Origin of the sequence: Chromobacterium sp. IIBBL 290-4, assembly GCF_024207115.1 — a bacterium.
Lineage (GTDB): Bacteria > Pseudomonadota > Gammaproteobacteria > Burkholderiales > Chromobacteriaceae > Chromobacterium.
The window spans coordinates 881,027-900,465 of sequence record NZ_CP100128.1; the positions used below are offsets into that span (position 1 = coordinate 881,027).

Consider the following 19,439-nt stretch of genomic DNA (forward strand, 5'->3'; position numbering starts at 1 on the left):
GCGTAGTGTAGGCCCTTGATTTATTCGACATAAGTCGAATAAATTGGCGGCATCTGTGCATTCATGATCGGACCGCCATGCAATGGGACGATGTGCGTTACTTTCTGGCGCTGGCCCGCGAGGGCAGCCTGTCCGCCGGAGCGCGGACGCTGGGTGTGGAACACAGCACCATGTCGCGCCGAATCGGCCAGCTGGAGGCGGCACTGGGGCTGCGGCTGTTCGATAGGCTGCCGCGCGGCTGGCAGTTGACCCAGGAAGGGGAAAACCTGTTGCCTCAGGCGCTGGCTTTGGAGTCCGGCATTGCCGCCATGCGGCAGGCGGCCGCGGAACACAATGCGCTGGCCGGCCAAGTGCGGCTGACGGCCCCGCCGCAGTTGCTCAATCATGTGCTCTTGCCGCTGCTGCCCGCTTTTCGCCAGCGCTATCCGGAGATTGACCTGGTCTTGCTGGGCGAGCAACGCCGCGCCCGGCTGGAACAAGGCGAAGCGGATTTGGCCTTGCGGCTGGATGAGCCGAACACGCCGGAGCTGATCGCCCGCCCGCTGGCCCAAGTGGGTTACGCCCTGTACGGTGCCGCGCGCTGGCGGGAGACGGCGGACAGCGAGCGGCTCTTCATAGGCTTTGACGACAGCCTGGCCGGCCTGTCATTGAAACGATGGCTGGACCAGCATGCCGGCGAGCGGCGGGTGGCGCTGCGCGGCAATGATCTGGACACGCACTTCCAGGCGGCGAAACAGGGCTGGGGGATCGCGCTGCTGCCGCATTTTCTTGCCCGCGGCGCGTCGGAATTGGTTTTGCTGGACAGCCCGCCGCCGCCGGACAAGACGCTGTATCTGCTGATGCATCCGGATGTCCGCCGCGCGCCGCGGGTTCAGGCGCTGGCGGACTTCATCGCCGACGCCCTGCCCGCCGCGCTGAGCTAAGCGGCGCTCAGCGCCAAGCGCCCCAGAACAGCCACAGCACGATGGGCCCGCCCAGCAGCAGCCACTTCAACAAGTAGTAAGTGAAGCGGCTTTGCGCTTTGATTTTCTTGCCGAACAAGCGCAGCTGCTGGATGTAGCGGAAAGCGCGGTTCAGGCCGCCGGTGCGGTCGCCTTCCTGGTTGGGCGCATTGGCCGCGCCCACCAGCAGTCGGCTGACGATGCGGTTGATCCAGGCCGCCGGCGCGAACCACATCGGCCGCTCCACATCGCAGAACAGAATGATGCGGTTCTGGTCGGTGGTGTTCTCGGCATAGTGCAGATAGGTTTCGTCGAACATCACCGCCTCGCCGTCGCGCCAGCTGTACTTCTCGCCATCCACATCGATATAACAACCCTCGCTGTTGGGCGTCAACAAGCCCAAATGGTAGCGGATGGAGCCGCCGAAGGGATCGCGATGGCGCACCAGCCGGCTGCCCGGCGGCAATGCGGTGAACATCGCCGCCTTGATATTGGGAAACTGTTTCAACAGCTGGGTGGTATACGGGCACAAGGCCTGAGCCGAAGGGTGGTCCTGGCCGTACCACTTCAGGTAGAAGCGCTTCCAGCCGGTTTTGAAGAAGGAGTTGAAGCCCAGGTCATCATACTTGTCTGAGGCTTTGATATTACCCTGATCATACAATGCGGCCGCTTCTTCGCGGATTTTCTCCCAATTGGCGGTCAAGGCCGCCAGCTCTGGAAACCGCGCCACCGGCAGGAAGGGCTTGGCCGGCACAGTGGAAAACAGATACATGAAGCAGTTGATCGGCGCCATGAAGGTCGAGTGATCGCTCAACTGGCGCCAGAAGCCCAAGCGAACCCGGCCGCGGAAATGGACATACAGGGTGGATAAGATAAAAACGGCTACGATGCTGAGTTTGACATACGGCATTCGCGACTTCTCCAGGCTTAGCGTTGCGCATCACGCCTGATCGGCAAGCAACACGCGCACGCGCGAACCCTGCAGACTCAAGCGTAAATCGTGGCCACATCGTACCCCTGAATCCCGAATGTAAACAACCGGCCGCCTTGCCGGTTTTCGGTATCCACCGTCGACGTGCCCTTGCGCCATTGGAAACAGGCGGCCGGGCATACTTCCAGCGCTACACTGCCGCGAGCCAGGCTATGTTCGCCATGGACATGGCCGCAGATCGCCAGCTTGAGTGCAGGAATGTCTTGCACCGAAGACCAGAACGCCTCGCTCTGTTGCAGCATGCAAACATCCAGCAGCGGCGTGCCCACCGCCAGCGGATGATGATGCATCGCCAGCGCCAGGTTCGGAGCGGTGGCGTTCTGCAGCCGTACTCGCAGCACGGCCAGCGCATCCGGGGCGATCAAGCCTTCGTCCTGATTGCCCGGCAGAATCGTGTCTACCGCCAACAGCGTCCAGCCCGGCCACGACAGCTCATCCAAACGATGCAGGAAGGAATAGCCGGCGAACACGCTAGCCACCGTGGCGGGGCTGTCGTGGTTGCCGGGGATCCAATGCACCGGCGCGTCAAACGCCGCCAATGCTTGCGCCGCCCAGTGGTAAGAGGCCTCCGACATATCCTGCGAGATGTCGCCAGTCAACAACACCGCGTCCGGCTTGGCGGCGGCCAAGGCGGAAACCACGCGCCGCAAACCGGCGTAGACATCATGTCCGAGAAAAACCGCCGCCGGGTCGGCGAACAAATGCAGATCGGTCAATTGCGCCAGCTTCATCGCTCAAGCCTTGCTTCGATTCAAACCATCAGCATATCGCATCGCCATGCCCGCCCGCCTCCGAGCAATAAAAAAACCGGCGGGAAATTCCACCGGCTTTGTTGGGCGAAAACGCTTAAGGTCAGAACAGCTGGTCTTTGACGTTTTCCACCGCGTCCTGCGCCGCCGGCTTGTTCGGATCGTCCGAAACCGGCGCGCTGGCGTCTTCGTCGCTGCCCGGCACCGTGCCGCGGTTGTCGATATGCAGTTCCGGATTGGTCTTCTGGAACTCTTCGTAGTAGTACTCGTCGCCGCCGCGCTGGCCGGCGCCCGGCTTCACCACGATGCCAGACGGCACCGGCAGCTCGATCTCCGGCTGGCCCTTCAGCGCGTTGCCCATATAGTTGATCCAGATAGGCAAGGCCGCGGAACCGCCGTAGCCGTAGCGGCCCAGCGAGCGCGGCTGGTCGAAGCCCACCCAGGTGGCGGCCACCAGATTGGGGTTGAAGCCGACGAACCAGGCGTCTTTCCAGTCCGAGGTGGTGCCGGTCTTGCCGGCCAGGTCGCCGCGGCCCAGGCTCATGGCGCGGAAGCCGGTGCCGTAGCGCACCACATCGCCCATCATCGAACGCATGATGAAGGCGTTGCGCGGATCGATGGCTTGCTGCGCGTTCTGGCCGGCCACCGCAGGCGCGGTCTTGGCCAGCACGCGGCCGGACTGGTCTTCGATGCGATCGATGAAGAAGGCCTTGGTGCGATAGCCGCCGTTGGCGAATACCGAATAGCCTTCCACCATCTGCAGCGGCGTCACCGAACCGGCGCCCAGCGCCATCGGCAGATAAGCCGGGTGCTGCTTGGCGGAGAAGCCGAAGCGCTGGATGTATTGCTGGGCGTAATCGGTGCCCACCGCCATCAGCACCCGCACCGACACCAGGTTCTTGGACTGGGTCAGGCCGCGGCGCAGCGAGATCAGGCCGGAGAACTTGCCGTCGTCGTTCTTCGGCTCCCAATTCTGGCCGTTGATGCCCGGCACCGACAGCGGCGCGTCGTTGATCATCGTGGACGGCGTAATGCCGCGCTCGATGCCCGCCGAATAGATGAAGGGCTTGAACGAGGAGCCCGGCTGGCGCCAGGCCTGGGTCACGTGGTTGAAGCTGCGGCGGTTGAAATCGAAGCCGCCCACCAGCGAGCGGATGGCGCCGGTATGGGTGTCCAGCGATACGAAAGCGCCTTCCACCTCGGGCATCTGCACGATTTCCCAATACCCCTTGGGATTAGCCTGGAGTCGGATCACCGAGCCGCGGCGGATCTGCAGCTGCTGCGACGCCTTGGCGCTCAGCCCGCGACGGGCGAAATCGAGCCCCGCGCCTTTGACTTCCGCGATCTTGCCGCCGCGCATATAGGCGCGCACTTCAGACTGGCTGGCCGACAGCACGATGGCCGGCAGCATGTCGCCGCTGTCGCGCAGATCGGCCATGGCCTCGTCCAACGCCTCGGTGGCGTCTTCGCCGTCGCCGGACGGCAGATCCAGGGTGCTTTCCGGGCCGCGATAACCCATCTTGCGGTCGTAATCGACCAGGCCGGCGCGCAGCGCGTCGTAGGCCCACTTCTGGTGGCGGCTGTCTATGGTGGTGTAGACCTTGAAGCCTTCGGTGTACGCCGCTTCCTTATAGCGCTCGTACATGGCCTGGCGCACCATTTCCGCCACATACTGGCCAGGCTGGCTGGTATCAGCTGCCTGACTGGCCAGATGCAAAGGCTCGCTCACCGCCTGATCATATTGCTCTTGGGTGATGAAGTTCAGCTCGCGCATGCGGCGCAGCACATACTGCTGGCGCAGCTTGGCGCGATCCGGATTCACCACCGGGTTGTAGGCCGACGGCGCCTTGGGCAGGCCGGCCAGCATGGCCATCTGCGCCACGCTCAGCTCGTTCAGCGGCTTGCCGTAATAGGCCTGCGCCGCGGCCGCGAAGCCATAGGCGCGCTGCCCCAGGTAGATCTGGTTGAAGTACAGCTCCAGGATCTGGTCCTTGCTCAGCGTGTGCTCGATCTTGAAGGCCAGCAAGGCTTCGTTGAACTTTCGGGTGAAGGTTTTCTCGCTGGACAGGAAGAAATTCCGCGCCACCTGCATGGTGATGGTGCTGGCGCCGGAACGGGTATGGCCGGACACCAGGTTGCCGACCGCCGCGCGCAAGATGCCGAGGTAGTCGATGCCGCTGTGTTGGTAGAAACGCTCGTCCTCGGCCGCCAAAACGGCTTGTTTCATCAGCTGCGGCACTTCGTGGATGCGGGAAAAAGAACGGCGTTCTTCGCCGAATTCGCCAAGCAGCTGGCTGTCGGCCGAATAGACCCTAAGCGGAATTTTCGGCCGGTAATCTGTAATTACATCAAGGCTTTGCAATCTGGGGTAGGTTATGATGATGGCAATCGCCGCAGCGCCCGCCAGCAATACCACGCCCCCCAGAAATGCGCCCGCCAGAATTGCAAGTAATCGTCTGAGCATAGTTACGATGGGCTTTCAGTGGAATACGGATTATAACGTCTTGTGTAAGCCAGAAAGATAAACAATGGCGGCGACAGTCCTAAATCTGTTGCAAGTGACGGGATAAAGACAGCGATGTTAGCCGAAAAACTATGGCCCGGCCGCTCATGGCTGACCCAACTGGGACTGGGAAAAGCCCACAACCATCCCATGCTGGGACTGGATATCAGCACCACCTCGATCAAACTGGTGGAGCTGTCGCGCAGCGGAAAAAACCAACAGATCGAACGCTATGTGATCGAAGCGCTGCCCAAGGAGGCGATCAACGACGGCAATCTGATCGAGATCGACGGCATCGCCGAGACGCTGCGCCGCGCCTGGAAACGCCTGGGCAGCCCGATCCGCAGCGTGGCCATCGCCATTCCCACCCCCATGGCCATCTACAAGAAAATCCTGGTTCCCGCCAGCCAGGCGATAGACATGGAAGAAATGATCGAATCCGAAGCCAACCAGATCATCCCCTTCCCGCTGGACGAAGTAAACCTCGATCATCAAGTGCTGGGCCCCTCGCCATCCAGCATCGACGATCTGGAAGTGCTGCTGTGCGCCGCGCGCAAGGAAAAAGTGGAAGAGCGCGTGGCGGTGGTGGAGATGGCGGGCCTGCGCGCCCAGGTGGTGGATGTGGAATCGTTCGCGATGATGACGGCGTTCGAGCAGATCCAGCATCAACTGCCCGAAGAAGGCATGAACCAGACCTTCGCCATGTTCGACATCGGCGCCACCCGCATCCACTGCAACATCATCCGCAACGGCCAGCAAATCTACTATCGCGAGCAGATGTTCGGCGGCCACCAGCTGACGCGCGACATCCAGCGCCGCTACAACATCAGCTTCGACGAGGCCGAAAGCGGCAAACGCAGCATGGCGCTGCCGGACGGCTACGAGTCCGAGCTGATGCACCCCTTCATCGACTCCCTGGCGCAGGAAATCCAGCGCGCGCTGCAGTTCTTCTACACCACGGTCAGCGTCTCGCAATATCTGCGGGTGGACTACATCCTGCTGGCCGGCGGCTGCAGCATGCTGCCGGGCCTGGACGACGCGGTGGCCGGCCGCACTCAGATCAGCACCATGATCGCCAATCCCTTCACCACCATGGTGCAGTCATCGTCGATCCGCCTGAAAGAGCTGCTGCTGGACGCGCCGTCGCTGTTGATCGCCTGCGGGCTGGCGCTGCGGAGGTTCGACTGAATGATACGGATCAACCTGCTGCCCCACCGCGAGCAGAAAAAAGCCGCCCATAGACTGCGCTTCCACTTGCTGCTCGGCTCCACCGCGGTCGGCTCGCTGCTGATCGTGGCCATGGTCTATCTGGCGCTGGAACACCAGCAGTCCAGACAAGAGCAGCGCAACCAGTATTTGCAAGCCGAAATCGTTCGGCTGGATCATCAGATCAAAGACATCGGCAAATTGAAGAAACAGCGCGACGACCTGCTGGCGCGCAAGCAATTGGTGGAAAGACTGCAATCCGGCCGCAACGAGGCGGTTCACCTGTTCGATCAACTGATCCGGCAGACGCCGGATGGCGTCTACCTGAGAAGCTTCCATCAGACCGGCAGCCAGATCGTGCTGACCGGCTACGCCCAATCCGGCGCCCGCGTCTCCAGCTATATGCGCCAATTGAGCCAGTCTGAGTCGTTCGAGAACCCGTCCCTGGTTGAAGTGACCTCATCCATCGTCAACAACCAGCGCGTCAACGCCTTCACGCTGAACGCCAATCTGCGCCAAGGCCCGGCCGGCGCCCTGCCGCCGGTCTTGCCGGCGACGCCCCCGCCCGCTCCGCCGCCTGGCGTCAACGCGCAAGGCTTCAACGCATCGGGAGCCAAGCCATGACCCTGGACGAGCTGCGGACGCTAGATCCCAAAGAATTGCCCAACTGGCCGCTGCAGGCGCAAATCATCATGCTGGCGCTGTTGGCGATGATTCTGTTCGGCCTCAGCTATTTTATGGTGCTGAGCGACGAGCTGGATCATTTGAACCAGTCGCGCCAGCAAGAAGAGCAACTCAAGCAAACCTTTGTCGACAAGAAACGCCAGGCGGTCAACCTGGACGCGCTGCAGCAACAGCTGAAGGAAATCGACGCCTCGTTCGGCGCGCTGCTGAAACAACTGCCCACCAAATCGGACATGGACACATTGCTGACCGAAATCAACCAGGCCGGCCTGGGCCGAGGCCTGCAATTCGATCTGTTCAAGCCCGGCAACGAGCTGCGCTCGGCGGAGATGGCCGAAGTGCCGATCGCCATCCGCCTGACCGGCAGCTACAACGACCTGGCCGCCTTCGTCAACGATGTGGCCCAATTGTCCCGCATCGTGACGATCAACGACATCACCCTGGCGCCGAGCGGCAAGGACAATCGCCTGACCATGGACGCCACCGCCCGCACCTACCGCGCGCTGGAGGCGAGCGAGCGCACCGGCCAGCCGCTGGTGGCCCCGCCCAAATGAGAAGCGAAAGAAGCACAGCGATGATCCGATTCGCCCTCTGCCTGCTCATCCTGACGCTCGCCGCCTGCGGCGGCCCGAATACCGACGATTTGCGCCAATGGATGGCCATGAACAGCCAGGGTTTGCGCGGCCAGATCGAGCCGCTGCCGCAGGTGCAGTCCTACCAGCCCTTCACCTATCAAGCCTATGACCTGACCGACCCCTTCAACCCGCAAAAAATGCAGGCGGGCAAACGACAAAACTCGGCCAACGCGCCCGACTTGAAACGAACGCGGGAAGCGCTGGAAAACTACGATCTCGACAAATTGGCCATGGTGGGCACCCTCAAGCGCGGCGCCGCCATGTATGCCTTGATCCGCACGCCGGAAGGGGCGATCTATCGCATCCAGGCAGGCAACTACATCGGCCCGAATTACGGCAAGGTCATCTCCATCAGCGAAGGCGAAATCGTGCTGTCGGAAACCGTGGAAGACCTGAACGGCGAATGGGTGCAGCACAACAGCAGCCTGTATCTGGATGAACAAGGGCAATCCAAATGAAAAAAACGCTACTCACTCTGCTCTGGCTGCTGGGCCTGTCTTGCGGCGCCGCCTTCGCCGATACCGCCATTACCGCGCTTGAGCTGGGCAAGGCCGACGGCAACCAGCAAGTGCTGCAAATCACTTTCGATGGGCCGGCGATCAAACCCAATAGCTTCGCGCAGTCCAACCCGCCGCGCATCGCCTTGGACTTCGCGGGCGCGGACGTCAAGATGGCGCAAACCCAGCTGAACCTGAACGGAGCGCTGCTGCGCTCGGCCATCGCGGTGCCGGTCCCGGGACGCACCCGACTGGTGCTGAACCTGACCCGCAACGCCACTTACCGCAGCCAGCTGTCCGGCAACAAGCTGTTGATCACGCTGGATGGATCGCTGTCGCCCGGCCAGGCCGCCACGCCCCAGGAGCAACCAGCCCAGGCCGGCGCCGATCGTCAGGCGCAGGCTCAGCTCGCCGCCGCGGCAGGCTCCGCCAGCCTGGATTTCCGCCGCGGCCGCGGCGGGGAGGGCCGGATCGAATTGACGCTGCCCAGCGCCAACACCCCGGTAGACATCCGCCGCGACGGCAAGAATCTGGTCATCGACATCGTCGGCGCCATGCTGCCCCGGCAGCAGGCGCGTCGGCTGGACGTCACCGACTTCGGCACGCCGGTAGCCAAAGTCGAAGCGGCCAATCAGGGCAACAACATCCGGATTCAAGCCATGCCGCAGGGCGATTGGGATTACTCTTCATATCAAACCGACGGCAAGCTGGTGGTCGAGATCCGGCGGCCCAATGCCGACGCCGCCGCAGACAGCGGCAATGGCAAGCCGCAGTACAAAGGCGACAAGTTGTCGCTGAACTTCCAGAATATCGAAGTGCGCACCGTGCTGCAGGTGATCGCCGAATTCACCGGCCTCAACATCGTCACCAGCGACTCGGTCAGCGGCAATATCACGCTGCGGCTCAAAGATGTGCCCTGGGACCAGGCGCTGGACCTGATCCTGCAAACCAAGGGCCTGGATCAGCGCCGCAACGGCAACATCATCCAGATCGCGCCGCGCGACGAGCTGCTTGCCCGCGACAAACAGGTGCAGGAAGCCCGCCTGCAATTGTCCACGCTGGAGCCGCTGCGCTCGGAAACCTTCGTGCTGCGCTATCGCTCGGCGGAAGACTTCAAAAAGGTGTTGAACGGCGAGAACACCGCCGGCAAAAAAGACAGCCTGCTGTCCGAGCGCGGCAGCGTGTTGATCGACCCCAAGACCAATACCCTGATCATCAACGACACCGGCGCGGTGATAGACAATATCCGCGACATCATCACCAAGACCGATATCCCGGTGAAGCAGGTGTTGATCGAGGCCCGCATCGTCGAGGCGACGGACAATTGGGAGCGCGACCTGGGCGCGCGCCTGGCGTATGAGCGCGTCGGCAGCACCGGCATCATCAGCGGCAGCGGATTGCCGCAAAGCATAAACAACGCCAACGGCCGCATCCCCCCGGTGCAATCCGCCACCCAGACCCCTTATGTGGTCACGCCCGGCGTCAACCTGCCCATCGCCACGCCGGCCGGCTCGCTCACCACGCTGTTCAGCGTCGGCCAGTCCGGCATCATCGGCCTGGAACTGCAGGCCATGCAGGCGGAAGACAAAGGGCGGATCATCTCCAGCCCCAGAGTGATGACCTCCGACCGCCAAGAAGCCACCATCGAGCAAGGCACGGAAATCCCCTATCAGGAAGCCAGCTCCAGCGGAGCCACCTCGGTCGCATTCAAAAAGGCGGTGCTCAGCCTGAACGTCAAACCGCAGATCACGCCGGACAACCATGTGCTGCTGGATGTGAAGGTCAACAAGGATTCGGCCAACTTCCAGCAGACCGTCAACGGCACGCCATCGTTGACCACGGAGAAGATCGAAACCCAGGTCCTGGTGGACAACGGCGGAACCGTGGTCATCGGCGGCATTTATCAGCAGCAGCTGGACAATGTCGTCAATAAAGTGCCCTTTCTGGGAGACATTCCCCTGTTGGGCATCTTTTTCCGCAATACCCAGAAAATCGACAAGCGCAGCGAACTGCTGATTTTCATCACGCCTAAAGTGGTCAATGACCTGATCACGGCGGGACGCTGAACCGCCAAGACAGATTCTCAAACGATCAGCTACAATGGCTGGCATGGAGAAACTGGCAGGCAATTACTTTCTGGTCGGCCTGATGGGCGCGGGCAAGACCACGGTGGGCCGCGCGCTGGCGCGCCGGACCGGCAAAACATTCTATGACTCCGATCAGGAGATCGAGGCGCGCACCGGCGTGCGCGTAGCCACCATCTTCGACATCGAAGGCGAGCTGCGCTTCCGCAACCGCGAAACCTGCGTCATCCGCGACCTCGCCCAGCAAAGGGACATCGTGCTGGCGACGGGCGGCGGCGCAGTCCTGCGCGAGGAAAATCGCCGCGTGCTGGCTCAGTACGGCACGGTAATCTACCTGCGGGCCGCCATCGACGACCTCCTGGCGCGCACTCAACACGACAAGAACCGGCCGCTGCTGCAAATCGCCGACCCTCGCGCCAAACTGCAAGACCTGTTCGACGAGCGCGATCCGCTGTATCGTGAAATCGCCGACATCATCGTCGACACCACCCAACAGAACGTCAATCTGCTGGTCAACAAACTGATAGACCAGTTGCTCGACCAGCCACCGCAACAAGAAGGAAGCTGAACCCGTGATTACGCTCGACCTCACCCTGCCCGACACCCGATACCCGATACACATTGGCCACGGATTGCTGGAACAGGTCGAGTTGCTGTTGCCTCACCTCCCGCTGCCCAAAGTCCTGATCGTCAGCAACGAAACCATCGCGCCGCTTTATCTGCCCCGCCTGCGCCAGGCGCTGGAAGCCCGCGGCGTGGTCTGCGCCAGCGTCGTGCTGCCCGATGGCGAGCATCACAAGAATTGGCAGACGCTGAATCTCATTTTCGACGCCCTGCTGTCCAGCCATGCCGAGCGCAAGACCACCCTGATCGCGCTGGGAGGCGGCGTGATCGGCGACATGACCGGTTTCGCCGCCGCCTGCTACCAGCGCGGCGCGCCCTTCATCCAGATTCCCACCACCCTGCTGGCCCAGGTGGACTCGTCTGTTGGCGGCAAAACCGCCATCAACCATCCGCTGGGCAAAAACATGATAGGCGCCTTCTACCAGCCGCGGGCGGTCATAGCCGACATGGACCTGCTCGCCACGCTGCCTGACCGCGAGCTGTCGGCCGGCCTTGCCGAAGTGATCAAGTACGGTCTGCTCGGCGATGCGGATTTCCTCGCCTGGCTGGAAACGAATATGGCGGCGTTGCGCGCGCGCGACAGTGCCGCGCTGCAATACGCGGTCAAACGCAGCTGCGAAATGAAAGCCGCCATCGTCGCCGAAGATGAGAAGGAAAACGGCGTGCGCGCGCTGCTGAATCTTGGCCACACCTTCGGCCACGCCATCGAGGCCGGCCTGGGATACGGCGTCTGGCTGCACGGCGAGGCTGTCGCGGCGGGCATGTCTCTGGCCGCCAGAGCCTCCGCCGAGCTTGGCTGGCTGTCTGGCGCAGACATCGCTCGGATCGACGCGCTGCTCCATTCTGCCGGCCTGCCCAGCGCCGCGCCCGATATGCCGCTGGAGCAGTGGCTGGAGTTGATGGGGCATGACAAAAAAGTAGAGTCAGGCACCATACGCTTTGTACTGCTGCGCCGCTTGGGTCAAGCCTTTATTCAGCTGGGCATCGACCGCGCCATCCTGGAAAAGATTTTACCCAACCGAAGCTAATGCCTTATGAGTAAAAGTCAAAACTAGGGATTTTTACGGATTGCGCAAGCAGTAACCTCGTTAGAATAATCAACCAACTACAAGATGTTGCTGCATCGCACACGAGGGGGAGAAACAGAATGGATGTTTTTACGGCACTGGCCAGCAGCCTGGCGCTGATGCTCGTCTACTATTCGCTGCGCCAATTCTGGCGCCGGCTTCGCTACACCAAACCCATACAGCGTGGAATCGACCCCGTGGGGGAGGCTGAAGTATTTCTGGCCTATGGCCGCACCCGGGAAGCCGTTCGCGTCCTCAAGGACTCCTTGAAGGATGACCCTGACAACCTGAACGCCAAAGTGGCGCTGCTGCGCGCCTATTCCAGCGCGCGCGACAGCGAGTCCTATGTGCTGCTGGCGCGCGATGTCCACGCCGAGGTGCAGGACAAGGCCGTTTGGCGCACGATACAGGAAAACGGCCGCGAGCTGGCCCCGCAGGAACCCTTGTTCGATCGCGCGTAAGCCCACAAATCAAAGGGCCGCAAACGCGGCCCTTTGATTGGCTGATAGCGAAACCTATTCCGGCTGCGGCTCGCCAAATTGCAAACTATGCAGCTTGGCGTAGATCCCGTCCGCCGCCAACAACTCATGATGGCGGCCCTGCTCCATGATCCGCCCGCTCTGCATGACCACGATACGATCGGCGTTTTCGATCGTAGACAGTCTATGGGCAATGACTATCGTGGTCCGATTTTTCATCAAATTATCCAGCGCCGTCTGGACCAGCCGCTCCGACTGCGTGTCCAAAGCCGATGTCGCCTCATCCAGGATTAGCAGCGGCGCATTCTTCAGCAACGCGCGGGCAATGGCGAGACGCTGGCGCTGGCCGCCCGATAGCCGGCCGCCATTCTCGCCGATGACGGTATCCAAGCCCTCCGGCAGCGATTCGATGAACTCCCATGCATTCGCAGCCTGCGCCGCGACGATGATCTCCTCTCGCGAAGCGCTGGGCCTGCCATAAGCGATATTGGCGGCGACAGTATCATTGAACAGCTCGACATGCTGGCTGACCAAGGCGATATTTTCGCGCAGTTGCGGCAACGGCAAGTCGGTGACGGGTATGCCATCCAGCAGCAAGCGCCCCCCGCTAGGCTCGTAAAACCGAGGGACAAGGTTCGCCAACGTGGTTTTCCCGCTGCCGGAAGAGCCGACCAGCGCCACCGTCTGCCCAGGTTCGATGCTCAGATTGATGCCAGCCAGGGCCGGTCTCTCGGCACCGGCATAAGCAAAATCAACCTGGTCGAAAGACAGCTCTCCACGCGTCTTCTCAAGCCGATGGCGGCCTTGATCCGGCTCCCCCGGCTCATCGATGAAAGCAAACACCGATTCCGCCGCCGCCAAACCACGCTGCATGGCTTGGGACACGCTGGAAATGCGTTTCACCGGGGCGAATAAGCCTAGCATCGCCGTCAAAAACACCATGAAGTCGCCAGCAGTCAAACTGCCATGCTGCGCGCGCAAACCAGCGAAATACAAAATCGCAGCCAAGGCGCAGGCGATCATCAACTGGGTGGCGCCGGTATTCGCGGCGCTGGCGGCGCTCTGCTTGACCTGGTTGCGGCGCACCGCGCCGGCGGTGGCATCGAAACGGGCGGTTTCCCTATCTTGCCCACCATACACCTTGATGGCGTGCTGGCATTGAATGCTCTCCGCCAACACCTGCGTCATCTGCGCCATATTCTGCTGATTCTGCCGCGCCAGACCACGCAAACGCTCGCCGACCAACTTCATGCAATAAGTCACGGCGGGCAAAACAACCAAACAGATCAGCGTCAGTTGCCAGTCCGTTGTCAACATCAGTCCCAACATCGCCAGCGCGGTCACCCCATCGCGCACCGTCACCGTTATGACATTGAATCCCGCCTCGGTCACTTGGTTGACGTCATTGGTGATCCTCGACATCAAGCGGCCAGACTGCTGTTCGTCATAATAATGCGAGGGCAGGCGAACCATCTTGGAGAACATCTGCTGGCGCAAAGACTGCACCAAGTGGCCAGTCAACCAACTGGCCGTGTACTCATTGATGAAGCCCGCCACGCCGCGCAGCAGATAAATGCCGATGATGGCCAAAGGCACCCACAAGATGACTTTAGGGTCTTTATTGACGAAACCGCCATCGATCAAGGGTTTGAGCAACTTGGCTACCGCAGGCTCGGTCAGCGCCGCCACCATCATCGATAGCATCGATAGCAACAACACCTTCCAATAGCCGGCCAAATAGCCTAGCAAGCGGCGGTAAACGCTCCAGCTGTGTTGAAAACTGTTCTCTTTCATGCAGATTCCATATCATGCTACCCACTAAACGGGGGAATCATACAAGCGATTCCATCAATTTCTGTTACATCGTGTATCGACTCAACCCGCTCCCATCACACCATAAAACACTTGCGATGCCTTATGCGATCTTGTCATCGTGGGTCCGGCCAAACATGCGAAATGCCTAGTTACTATCAGATATTGCTGTACTCAACTTATACAATGATGCCAACAAAACTGCTTGAAACACTGCATAAATAGAAGCATACATTACCAATCCCAAAGTAATATGGGTAAAGCCGACAAAGAAGAAAACAATACTCCCAGCCACTCCAGCCCTCCCGATTTTAACGATATCAGGCAGAGATGACTTAAGTGCACGCACATATGGCAATGTCACACCAAAATAAAACATAACATAAACTAAGAGACCTACAGTTCCCAAGCTAGCCGCATTGTAAAAGAGCTCTGCATGGGTATCAACTGCATCCGAAACGGCCTTACCGACAATTCCACGATGATATAGGTCCTGCATAGTCGGAACAATATCTCGACCCACTCCAAAAACTGGATGCTCTGTATAAATATGATATGAAGCCGATGCCATATCCATCCGCATACTAACAGAACCATCCTTCTTCCCTGCAAAATATTCCGAATACTCTGCAGTGGCCTTATGCACACGATATTGAACCATAGGACTTTGATGATATACGGCTATCAGAATCACTGGAATAGCCACTACCATCAAACATAGTTTCTTCCAACTGAATCCCAAATGCGAGAAAATGACATACGCTAAAACTGCAAGCGTGGCGATCCATACCCCTCGCGCTTGAGACAAATAAATTACAGTTACCGCCACCAGCGCTACCATCACGCTAAAGAGACTATCCAGTCGGCTACGGCCAAAAGAGTAAATAAAGAAGGAAACAGCAAACAACAAGCAAAACGCAGCAAATGGAATGGTGTTGGTAAATGCAGTATGTATACGATCATCCCCTACTTGTTCCGCACCGCTGATGCCAAAAAGCAGCATAGATAAGACAGCCACCGGAAGCATCCATCTTATATTATGAAAACTTAGCCGCCGAGAACAACAAATTGCTGCAAAAACGGGTATTGCAACCATCAAACGGGTCGCAGAATCAGCGTAACTAGTTCTAGGATTCAGATCGATCAATAGCCGTACCAGAATTGCCAATCCCAACGCTGACATGCCTATTACCCAGGGCTTATACAAATCCCAGCAGGGCTTGAAATAGTTACGCCCTACAAAAAGCGTACCGAACCCAAGAAGAGCAAGCAATAACGAAGCAGCAGGCGCACTGCCTCGCCAAACAAAGCCCATTGCCAAGATAAAAAATAATAACAGGCCTACAAGAAGATCATAGATTTGATCTTTACTGAAAAACATCAGCGCGCTCCTCTAACCAATCGCTTCAAGGCAAAAAAAGGTCCAAACAAGAACGGAAACATCCCATAGCTCAATATCCTGATCTTGAAACCCCAATCAAGATCTACAGCCTTCCACCAATACCACAATTTATCCTTGGCAGAAATTGGACTCCGCAGCATTATCTCGATCAAACACTCTTTCTGATAAAGATTCATGAAATAGCGCAACAAAGCCGGAGAGGCTCTCTTACGAGCGGCGACTTCGATCATGTGAAGCAATTCTATCTTGGTGTTATCAATCTTCTTGATGAAGGCCGCCTTGACTTCATCCAAAGAAAGATGCCTGCGCTTTCCTGTCGTACCTCCGCGTCGATACAAAACCAATGGTTCAGGAATTGTCAATGCGCCGCCTGCTGAAAAGGCGCGGAAGGCCATCAACATGTCTTCAGCCACCACCCCGCTCGGAATCCCCCGGAACTCATCGTAGAGTCGCCGAGTCCAGGCCTGAGCAGCCCCAATCAAGGTTGGATGCCCCTGAAGCCAAGCATCAACCCCTTGGTAGCGCGATAAATCTGTCACAGGTATAACGTCATGCGTGGCGCCGGACTGGTCCAGATCCTGCAGGTACGATGCCAGCAAATCAGGACGTTTGCCATGTTCTAACCAGTTTTTCGCCAAAACCGAGACGCGATGCGGCAAGGAAATATCATCGCCAGCCGTCACAACCAGCAACTCGCCGCTAGACAAGGACACGGCGGTATTGAGATTCTCACCAATTCCGACATTCCGTTCATTGCGGTGAAGCACCAGTTTGTGCGGACCTTGATACTCTGCGCTGAAATCACTCAAGATATGGAACGTCTCATCGCTAGAGCAATCATCAGACACTATGATTTCAAGATTTCCATAATCTTGGGACAAAGCCCCTTTCAGCGCATCTAAAGCGTAGCGCTGCTGATTGTAAGTAATCAGCAGCATCGAAATCTTTGGCAAACTATCCATTTACGACTCCAGCATATCCAGCAAGCTATCAACGTGCCCAGCCAGTGAATAAGGATAATGAATCGACTGCTGAGCCAGCTTACTCAGCTCGATTCCTTCGCAGACCCGCTTCTCCATCAACCGCTCCAACGCCTTGCGCAGAGAGACGGCGTCTCTTTGGAAAACGTAGCAGCCCGGCTCTGACAGCACCTCCACCGCGCCGACTGTATCAGCGAACAATACCGGGGTGCCGCACAGAATCGATTCTGGCCCGACCATGCCGAAAGCCTCATATTTGGAGGCAAGGATGGTCGCATCGGCGGCAGCGTACAAGGCAGGCATATCACTGCGGAATCCGGCATTGACCACTCGCTCGCCACTCAACGGCGCCTTGCCCGCGGCAACAAGAGTCACGTCTTTGCGTCCAGCCAAGACTTGCAGAATCAGATCTCCGCCTTTCAATGCGTGGTTGTTAGAAGGAAACAACAACATGAATTGATCCGGCGCAATGCCCAGTTCACGCCTGAGCGCCGCTCTTCCCTCACGGGCCGAAAGCGAAAACTTGCCAGTGTCTACAGGGGGATATAACACCGATAATTTATCCCCGGCCATGCCGTAATGCTGGCGAATTTGTTCGCCAACCCTCACCGAGTGCGGCATGATGGCTTTTGCATTAGCATAGAAGAGGGTTTCATGCGCGATAGTCCGCTTATCATAAAAGCCAGGGCGCAGTTTTCCTTTATCCAGCAAATGGCCTATATGCGTGCCGCCGACAATGGCGAGATCGACAGGTCCGGTCACTCGCGAAATGCCTATGGTTTTCCAATCTGGATGGCAAGCGCGCAAAGCTTTGCGTTCAAACAGCAGATTATTCAAGCGTGAAAACGGCGTGCGGTCCGCTAACCGCGACAATTCGACGCCACGAGGCGGTTCCGGCCAGTCTATCTTGCGCGCTATGCCGCGAACGGCTATGCCCCGCCTGCATAACTCCGCAATCACATCCATGACGTAGCGTTCCATGCCGCCGCCGGGACGGATCGAATGGAATACCAGATTGATACCGCGTGGCGTGCTCAATTCGAGTTCTCCGTCCCCGCGCCGGACAGTCCTTCTTGCGCCCTCACATGGCTGCCATGCAGGGACGCTTCAAAGCGCTTCCAATTCTCGCCTTCAAAACTGCGATCATTTTCCTTGTGCCACAAATGCAGCACCGGCACGGCAAAGCGGCCATTCTTGATGCCCGCGCCATGGCGGATCAAGCGCACCGCGAAATCGGAATCTTCATAACCCCAGCCGGAAAAAGCGGCATCGAAACCATCGACCGCCAGGTAATCGCTTTTCCATACGCCGATATTGCAACCGCGCAGCAGTTTCCAGTCATCGCGGCGTTTTTTCCGCCAAGCAGGCAGCGCCAGCCGCAACCAGCCCAGGCCATTATTCACGCATTTTCCTGCGCGCAATCGCAGCCAGGTCCACCGGCCCCAACGGGCGACCGGCTTGCAGCGTCCCGCCAGGTAATCCCGCGTAAAACGCTCGGCCAGCAGCACTCGATTGCCGGCCACCACCCAGCCCGATTCGGCCAGGCCCTGATGGCAAGCGATGAAATCGCGCTGAGGCACGCAATCGCCATCCAAAAACACCAGATACTCGTTCTTCGCCCCGCGCGCCGCCTTGTTGCGGATTTCGGCCAAACGGAACCCTTTATCCTCATGCCAGACATGCGACAGTCTTTCGCCCAATTGCGGTTTGAATGCGGCGACAACGTCCGCGGTGCGCGCGTCGGAGCCATCATCGGCGACCACCACCTCCCATTGAGAAGGCTCGACGCCGCTCTGGGCCGCGAATCCCGCCAGCACCGCGCTCAAGGCGTCTGGCCGGTTATAGGTGCTGACAATCACGGAAATGCTCGGCGCCATTCAGCGTTTCTCCCGCTCGCTCAGATATAAAAGTTTCAACTGCCGGTAGAAAGTGCCTTCCGCATTGGCCACCGCGATGACAAAACCTTCGCGCCCGTCCAGAAAGCCGCGCCGCAACAGATAGGTGCGGCAAAAAGACCAACAGGCTTTGGCGATCACCGAGGCCATGCTCCCGCCGCGTTTGCCGCGCGCGAAGCGCTGCTGGGCGCCGGCCGATGAGTAACGGTTCATTTTGTCGACCACTTCGTCCAGATCGTCGAAAGAGTAGTGCAACAACTCCCCGGACAACAGGAGAGGCTCGCCCTCGAAAACCAAACGCTCATGCACTAGGTCATCGGAAAAACGCGCGCGCCCGCGGCGGAATAGTCTCGCCACATGATCCGGACGCCAGCCGCTGTAACGCATCCAGCGGCCGCATAGATTCGATAATCGAGACAGGCTGAACACCGCGTCCTCGCCCGAAGCTACAGCCTGGCGGATTGAATGCGCCAGTTCATCGGTCAAGACTTCATCGGCATCGAGGGACAGCACCCAATCCGTAGCCAACTGATCCAGCGCGCGGTTTTTCTGCGGCCCGAATCCTGGCCAATCCGCATCGACAAACACGCGCGCGCCATGGCTGCGGGCAATGTCCGGCGTGCCGTCCGTGCTGCCGGAATCGATCACCACGATGTCGTCCGCTACGGCTTTTGCCGCAGCCAAGCATTTTTCGAAATGCGCGGCGGCATTCTTGGTAATAATGGCCACCCCTAAGGTGGGTTTGGCCAGTTGGGAAATTTCAGTCATCGCCTTATCGCTTTCCAGCTTGCCGACGCCGCTGCGGAATTCCGCTCGGTGTTCATCAACCGCGCGTGGATGGGTTGGGTCGCAACGGCAGCTCGGCATCCTGTTTCGCCTCAGCCCGACGC

Annotated in this window: 18 protein-coding genes; 9 read left to right on the forward strand and 9 right to left on the reverse strand. The window is 59.2% G+C overall.

All coding sequences use genetic code 11. From position 1 onward, the window contains the following. Positions 1 to 77 precede the first annotated feature (77 nt). Positions 78 to 923, forward strand: coding sequence for a LysR family transcriptional regulator (locus NKT35_RS03990; RefSeq protein WP_254299072.1), 846 nt, complete (start codon positions 78 to 80; stop codon positions 921 to 923). Positions 924 to 930: 7 nt separating this feature from the next. On the opposite strand, the gene lpxO is transcribed toward NKT35_RS03990, so the two are convergent. From lpxO to NKT35_RS04005, 3 genes are all read right to left on the reverse strand, one after another. After that, the gene (gene lpxO / locus NKT35_RS03995) at positions 931 to 1,851 is read right to left on the reverse strand and encodes a lipid A hydroxylase LpxO (protein ID WP_254299077.1); all 921 of its coding nucleotides are present in this window, start codon (positions 1,849 to 1,851) and stop codon (positions 931 to 933) included. 77 nt (positions 1,852 to 1,928) lie between these two features. Next, positions 1,929 to 2,663: a metallophosphoesterase gene (locus NKT35_RS04000; protein ID WP_254299079.1), complete on the reverse strand. Its 735-nt coding sequence runs from the start codon at positions 2,661 to 2,663 to the stop codon at positions 1,929 to 1,931. 121 nt (positions 2,664 to 2,784) lie between these two features. Then, complete coding sequence (locus tag NKT35_RS04005) at positions 2,785 to 5,145, reverse strand: penicillin-binding protein 1A (RefSeq protein WP_254299080.1); 2,361 nt, start codon at positions 5,143 to 5,145, stop codon at positions 2,785 to 2,787. A gap of 114 nt (positions 5,146 to 5,259) precedes the next feature. On the opposite strand from NKT35_RS04005, the gene NKT35_RS04010 reads away from it, so the two are divergent. From NKT35_RS04010 to NKT35_RS04045, 8 genes are all read left to right on the forward strand, one after another. After that, positions 5,260 to 6,372: a pilus assembly protein PilM gene (locus NKT35_RS04010; protein ID WP_254299082.1), complete on the forward strand. Its 1,113-nt coding sequence runs from the start codon at positions 5,260 to 5,262 to the stop codon at positions 6,370 to 6,372. Further along, entirely contained in the window at positions 6,373 to 7,014 is a 642-nt protein-coding gene (locus NKT35_RS04015) for a PilN domain-containing protein (RefSeq protein ID WP_254299084.1), read from the forward strand. Beyond that, the gene (locus NKT35_RS04020) at positions 7,011 to 7,628 is read left to right on the forward strand and encodes a type IV pilus inner membrane component PilO (protein ID WP_254299085.1); all 618 of its coding nucleotides are present in this window, start codon (positions 7,011 to 7,013) and stop codon (positions 7,626 to 7,628) included. Before NKT35_RS04015 ends, NKT35_RS04020 begins: the two co-directional genes overlap by 4 nt. A gap of 20 nt (positions 7,629 to 7,648) precedes the next feature. Continuing rightward, complete coding sequence (locus NKT35_RS04025; RefSeq protein WP_254299087.1) at positions 7,649 to 8,167, forward strand: pilus assembly protein PilP; 519 nt, start codon at positions 7,649 to 7,651, stop codon at positions 8,165 to 8,167. Further along, positions 8,164 to 10,272, forward strand: coding sequence for a type IV pilus secretin PilQ (locus NKT35_RS04030; RefSeq protein WP_254299088.1), 2,109 nt, complete (start codon positions 8,164 to 8,166; stop codon positions 10,270 to 10,272). Before NKT35_RS04025 ends, NKT35_RS04030 begins: the two co-directional genes overlap by 4 nt. Before the next feature lie 34 nt (positions 10,273 to 10,306). After that, positions 10,307 to 10,858, forward strand: a complete 552-nt coding sequence (gene aroK / locus NKT35_RS04035) for a shikimate kinase AroK (RefSeq protein WP_254299089.1) — start codon at positions 10,307 to 10,309, stop codon at positions 10,856 to 10,858. A 4-nt stretch (positions 10,859 to 10,862) separates the two neighbouring features. Beyond that, positions 10,863 to 11,942 carry a 3-dehydroquinate synthase gene (gene aroB, locus NKT35_RS04040; RefSeq protein ID WP_254299090.1) on the forward strand — a complete coding sequence of 360 codons (1,080 nt, stop codon included), beginning with the start codon at positions 10,863 to 10,865 and terminating at the stop codon, positions 11,940 to 11,942. A gap of 119 nt (positions 11,943 to 12,061) precedes the next feature. Continuing rightward, positions 12,062 to 12,442, forward strand: a complete 381-nt coding sequence (locus NKT35_RS04045; RefSeq protein WP_254299091.1) for a type IV pilus assembly protein FimV — start codon at positions 12,062 to 12,064, stop codon at positions 12,440 to 12,442. 54 nt (positions 12,443 to 12,496) lie between these two features. Here the strand turns inward: NKT35_RS04045 and msbA are convergent, their stop codons facing one another. The 6 genes from msbA to NKT35_RS04075 form a co-directional block, all read right to left on the reverse strand. Further along, positions 12,497 to 14,254, reverse strand: a complete 1,758-nt coding sequence (gene msbA / locus NKT35_RS04050) for a lipid A export permease/ATP-binding protein MsbA (protein WP_254299092.1) — start codon at positions 14,252 to 14,254, stop codon at positions 12,497 to 12,499. A 166-nt stretch (positions 14,255 to 14,420) separates the two neighbouring features. After that, positions 14,421 to 15,653, reverse strand: coding sequence for an O-antigen ligase family protein (locus tag NKT35_RS04055; RefSeq protein ID WP_254299093.1), 1,233 nt, complete (start codon positions 15,651 to 15,653; stop codon positions 14,421 to 14,423). Further along, positions 15,653 to 16,636, reverse strand: a complete 984-nt coding sequence (locus NKT35_RS04060) for a glycosyltransferase (protein WP_254299094.1) — start codon at positions 16,634 to 16,636, stop codon at positions 15,653 to 15,655. The genes NKT35_RS04055 and NKT35_RS04060 overlap by 1 nt, the downstream gene beginning before the upstream one ends. Next, the gene (locus tag NKT35_RS04065; protein WP_254299095.1) at positions 16,637 to 17,692 is read right to left on the reverse strand and encodes a glycosyltransferase family 4 protein; all 1,056 of its coding nucleotides are present in this window, start codon (positions 17,690 to 17,692) and stop codon (positions 16,637 to 16,639) included. It abuts the gene before it with no gap. Next, on the reverse strand, positions 17,689 to 18,531 hold the full coding sequence (locus NKT35_RS04070) for a glycosyltransferase family 2 protein (protein WP_254299096.1): 843 nt from the start codon (positions 18,529 to 18,531) through the stop codon (positions 17,689 to 17,691). Before NKT35_RS04070 ends, NKT35_RS04065 begins: the two co-directional genes overlap by 4 nt. Beyond that, positions 18,532 to 19,317 carry a glycosyltransferase family 2 protein gene (locus NKT35_RS04075; RefSeq protein ID WP_254299098.1) on the reverse strand — a complete coding sequence of 262 codons (786 nt, stop codon included), beginning with the start codon at positions 19,315 to 19,317 and terminating at the stop codon, positions 18,532 to 18,534. Positions 19,318 to 19,439 lie beyond the last annotated feature (122 nt).

Coding starts and splice junctions, on each gene's coding strand:
- msbA (WP_254299092.1), bottom strand. CDS start 14,254: ATGAAAGAGAACAGTTTTCAACACAGCTGGAGCGTTTACCGCCGCTTG.
- NKT35_RS03990 (WP_254299072.1), top strand. CDS start 78: ATGCAATGGGACGATGTGCGTTACTTTCTGGCGCTGGCCCGCGAGGGC.
- NKT35_RS04015 (WP_254299084.1), top strand. CDS start 6,373: ATGATACGGATCAACCTGCTGCCCCACCGCGAGCAGAAAAAAGCCGCC.
- NKT35_RS04060 (WP_254299094.1), bottom strand. CDS start 16,636: ATGGATAGTTTGCCAAAGATTTCGATGCTGCTGATTACTTACAATCAG.
- NKT35_RS04075 (WP_254299098.1), bottom strand. CDS start 19,317: ATGACTGAAATTTCCCAACTGGCCAAACCCACCTTAGGGGTGGCCATT.
- NKT35_RS04045 (WP_254299091.1), top strand. CDS start 12,062: ATGGATGTTTTTACGGCACTGGCCAGCAGCCTGGCGCTGATGCTCGTC.
- NKT35_RS04070 (WP_254299096.1), bottom strand. CDS start 18,531: ATGGCGCCGAGCATTTCCGTGATTGTCAGCACCTATAACCGGCCAGAC.
- aroK (WP_254299089.1), top strand. CDS start 10,307: ATGGCTGGCATGGAGAAACTGGCAGGCAATTACTTTCTGGTCGGCCTG.
- NKT35_RS04020 (WP_254299085.1), top strand. CDS start 7,011: ATGACCCTGGACGAGCTGCGGACGCTAGATCCCAAAGAATTGCCCAAC.
- NKT35_RS04005 (WP_254299080.1), bottom strand. CDS start 5,145: ATGCTCAGACGATTACTTGCAATTCTGGCGGGCGCATTTCTGGGGGGC.
- NKT35_RS04055 (WP_254299093.1), bottom strand. CDS start 15,653: ATGTTTTTCAGTAAAGATCAAATCTATGATCTTCTTGTAGGCCTGTTA.
- NKT35_RS04025 (WP_254299087.1), top strand. CDS start 7,649: ATGATCCGATTCGCCCTCTGCCTGCTCATCCTGACGCTCGCCGCCTGC.
- NKT35_RS04030 (WP_254299088.1), top strand. CDS start 8,164: ATGAAAAAAACGCTACTCACTCTGCTCTGGCTGCTGGGCCTGTCTTGC.
- lpxO (WP_254299077.1), bottom strand. CDS start 1,851: ATGCCGTATGTCAAACTCAGCATCGTAGCCGTTTTTATCTTATCCACC.
- NKT35_RS04010 (WP_254299082.1), top strand. CDS start 5,260: ATGTTAGCCGAAAAACTATGGCCCGGCCGCTCATGGCTGACCCAACTG.
- NKT35_RS04000 (WP_254299079.1), bottom strand. CDS start 2,663: ATGAAGCTGGCGCAATTGACCGATCTGCATTTGTTCGCCGACCCGGCG.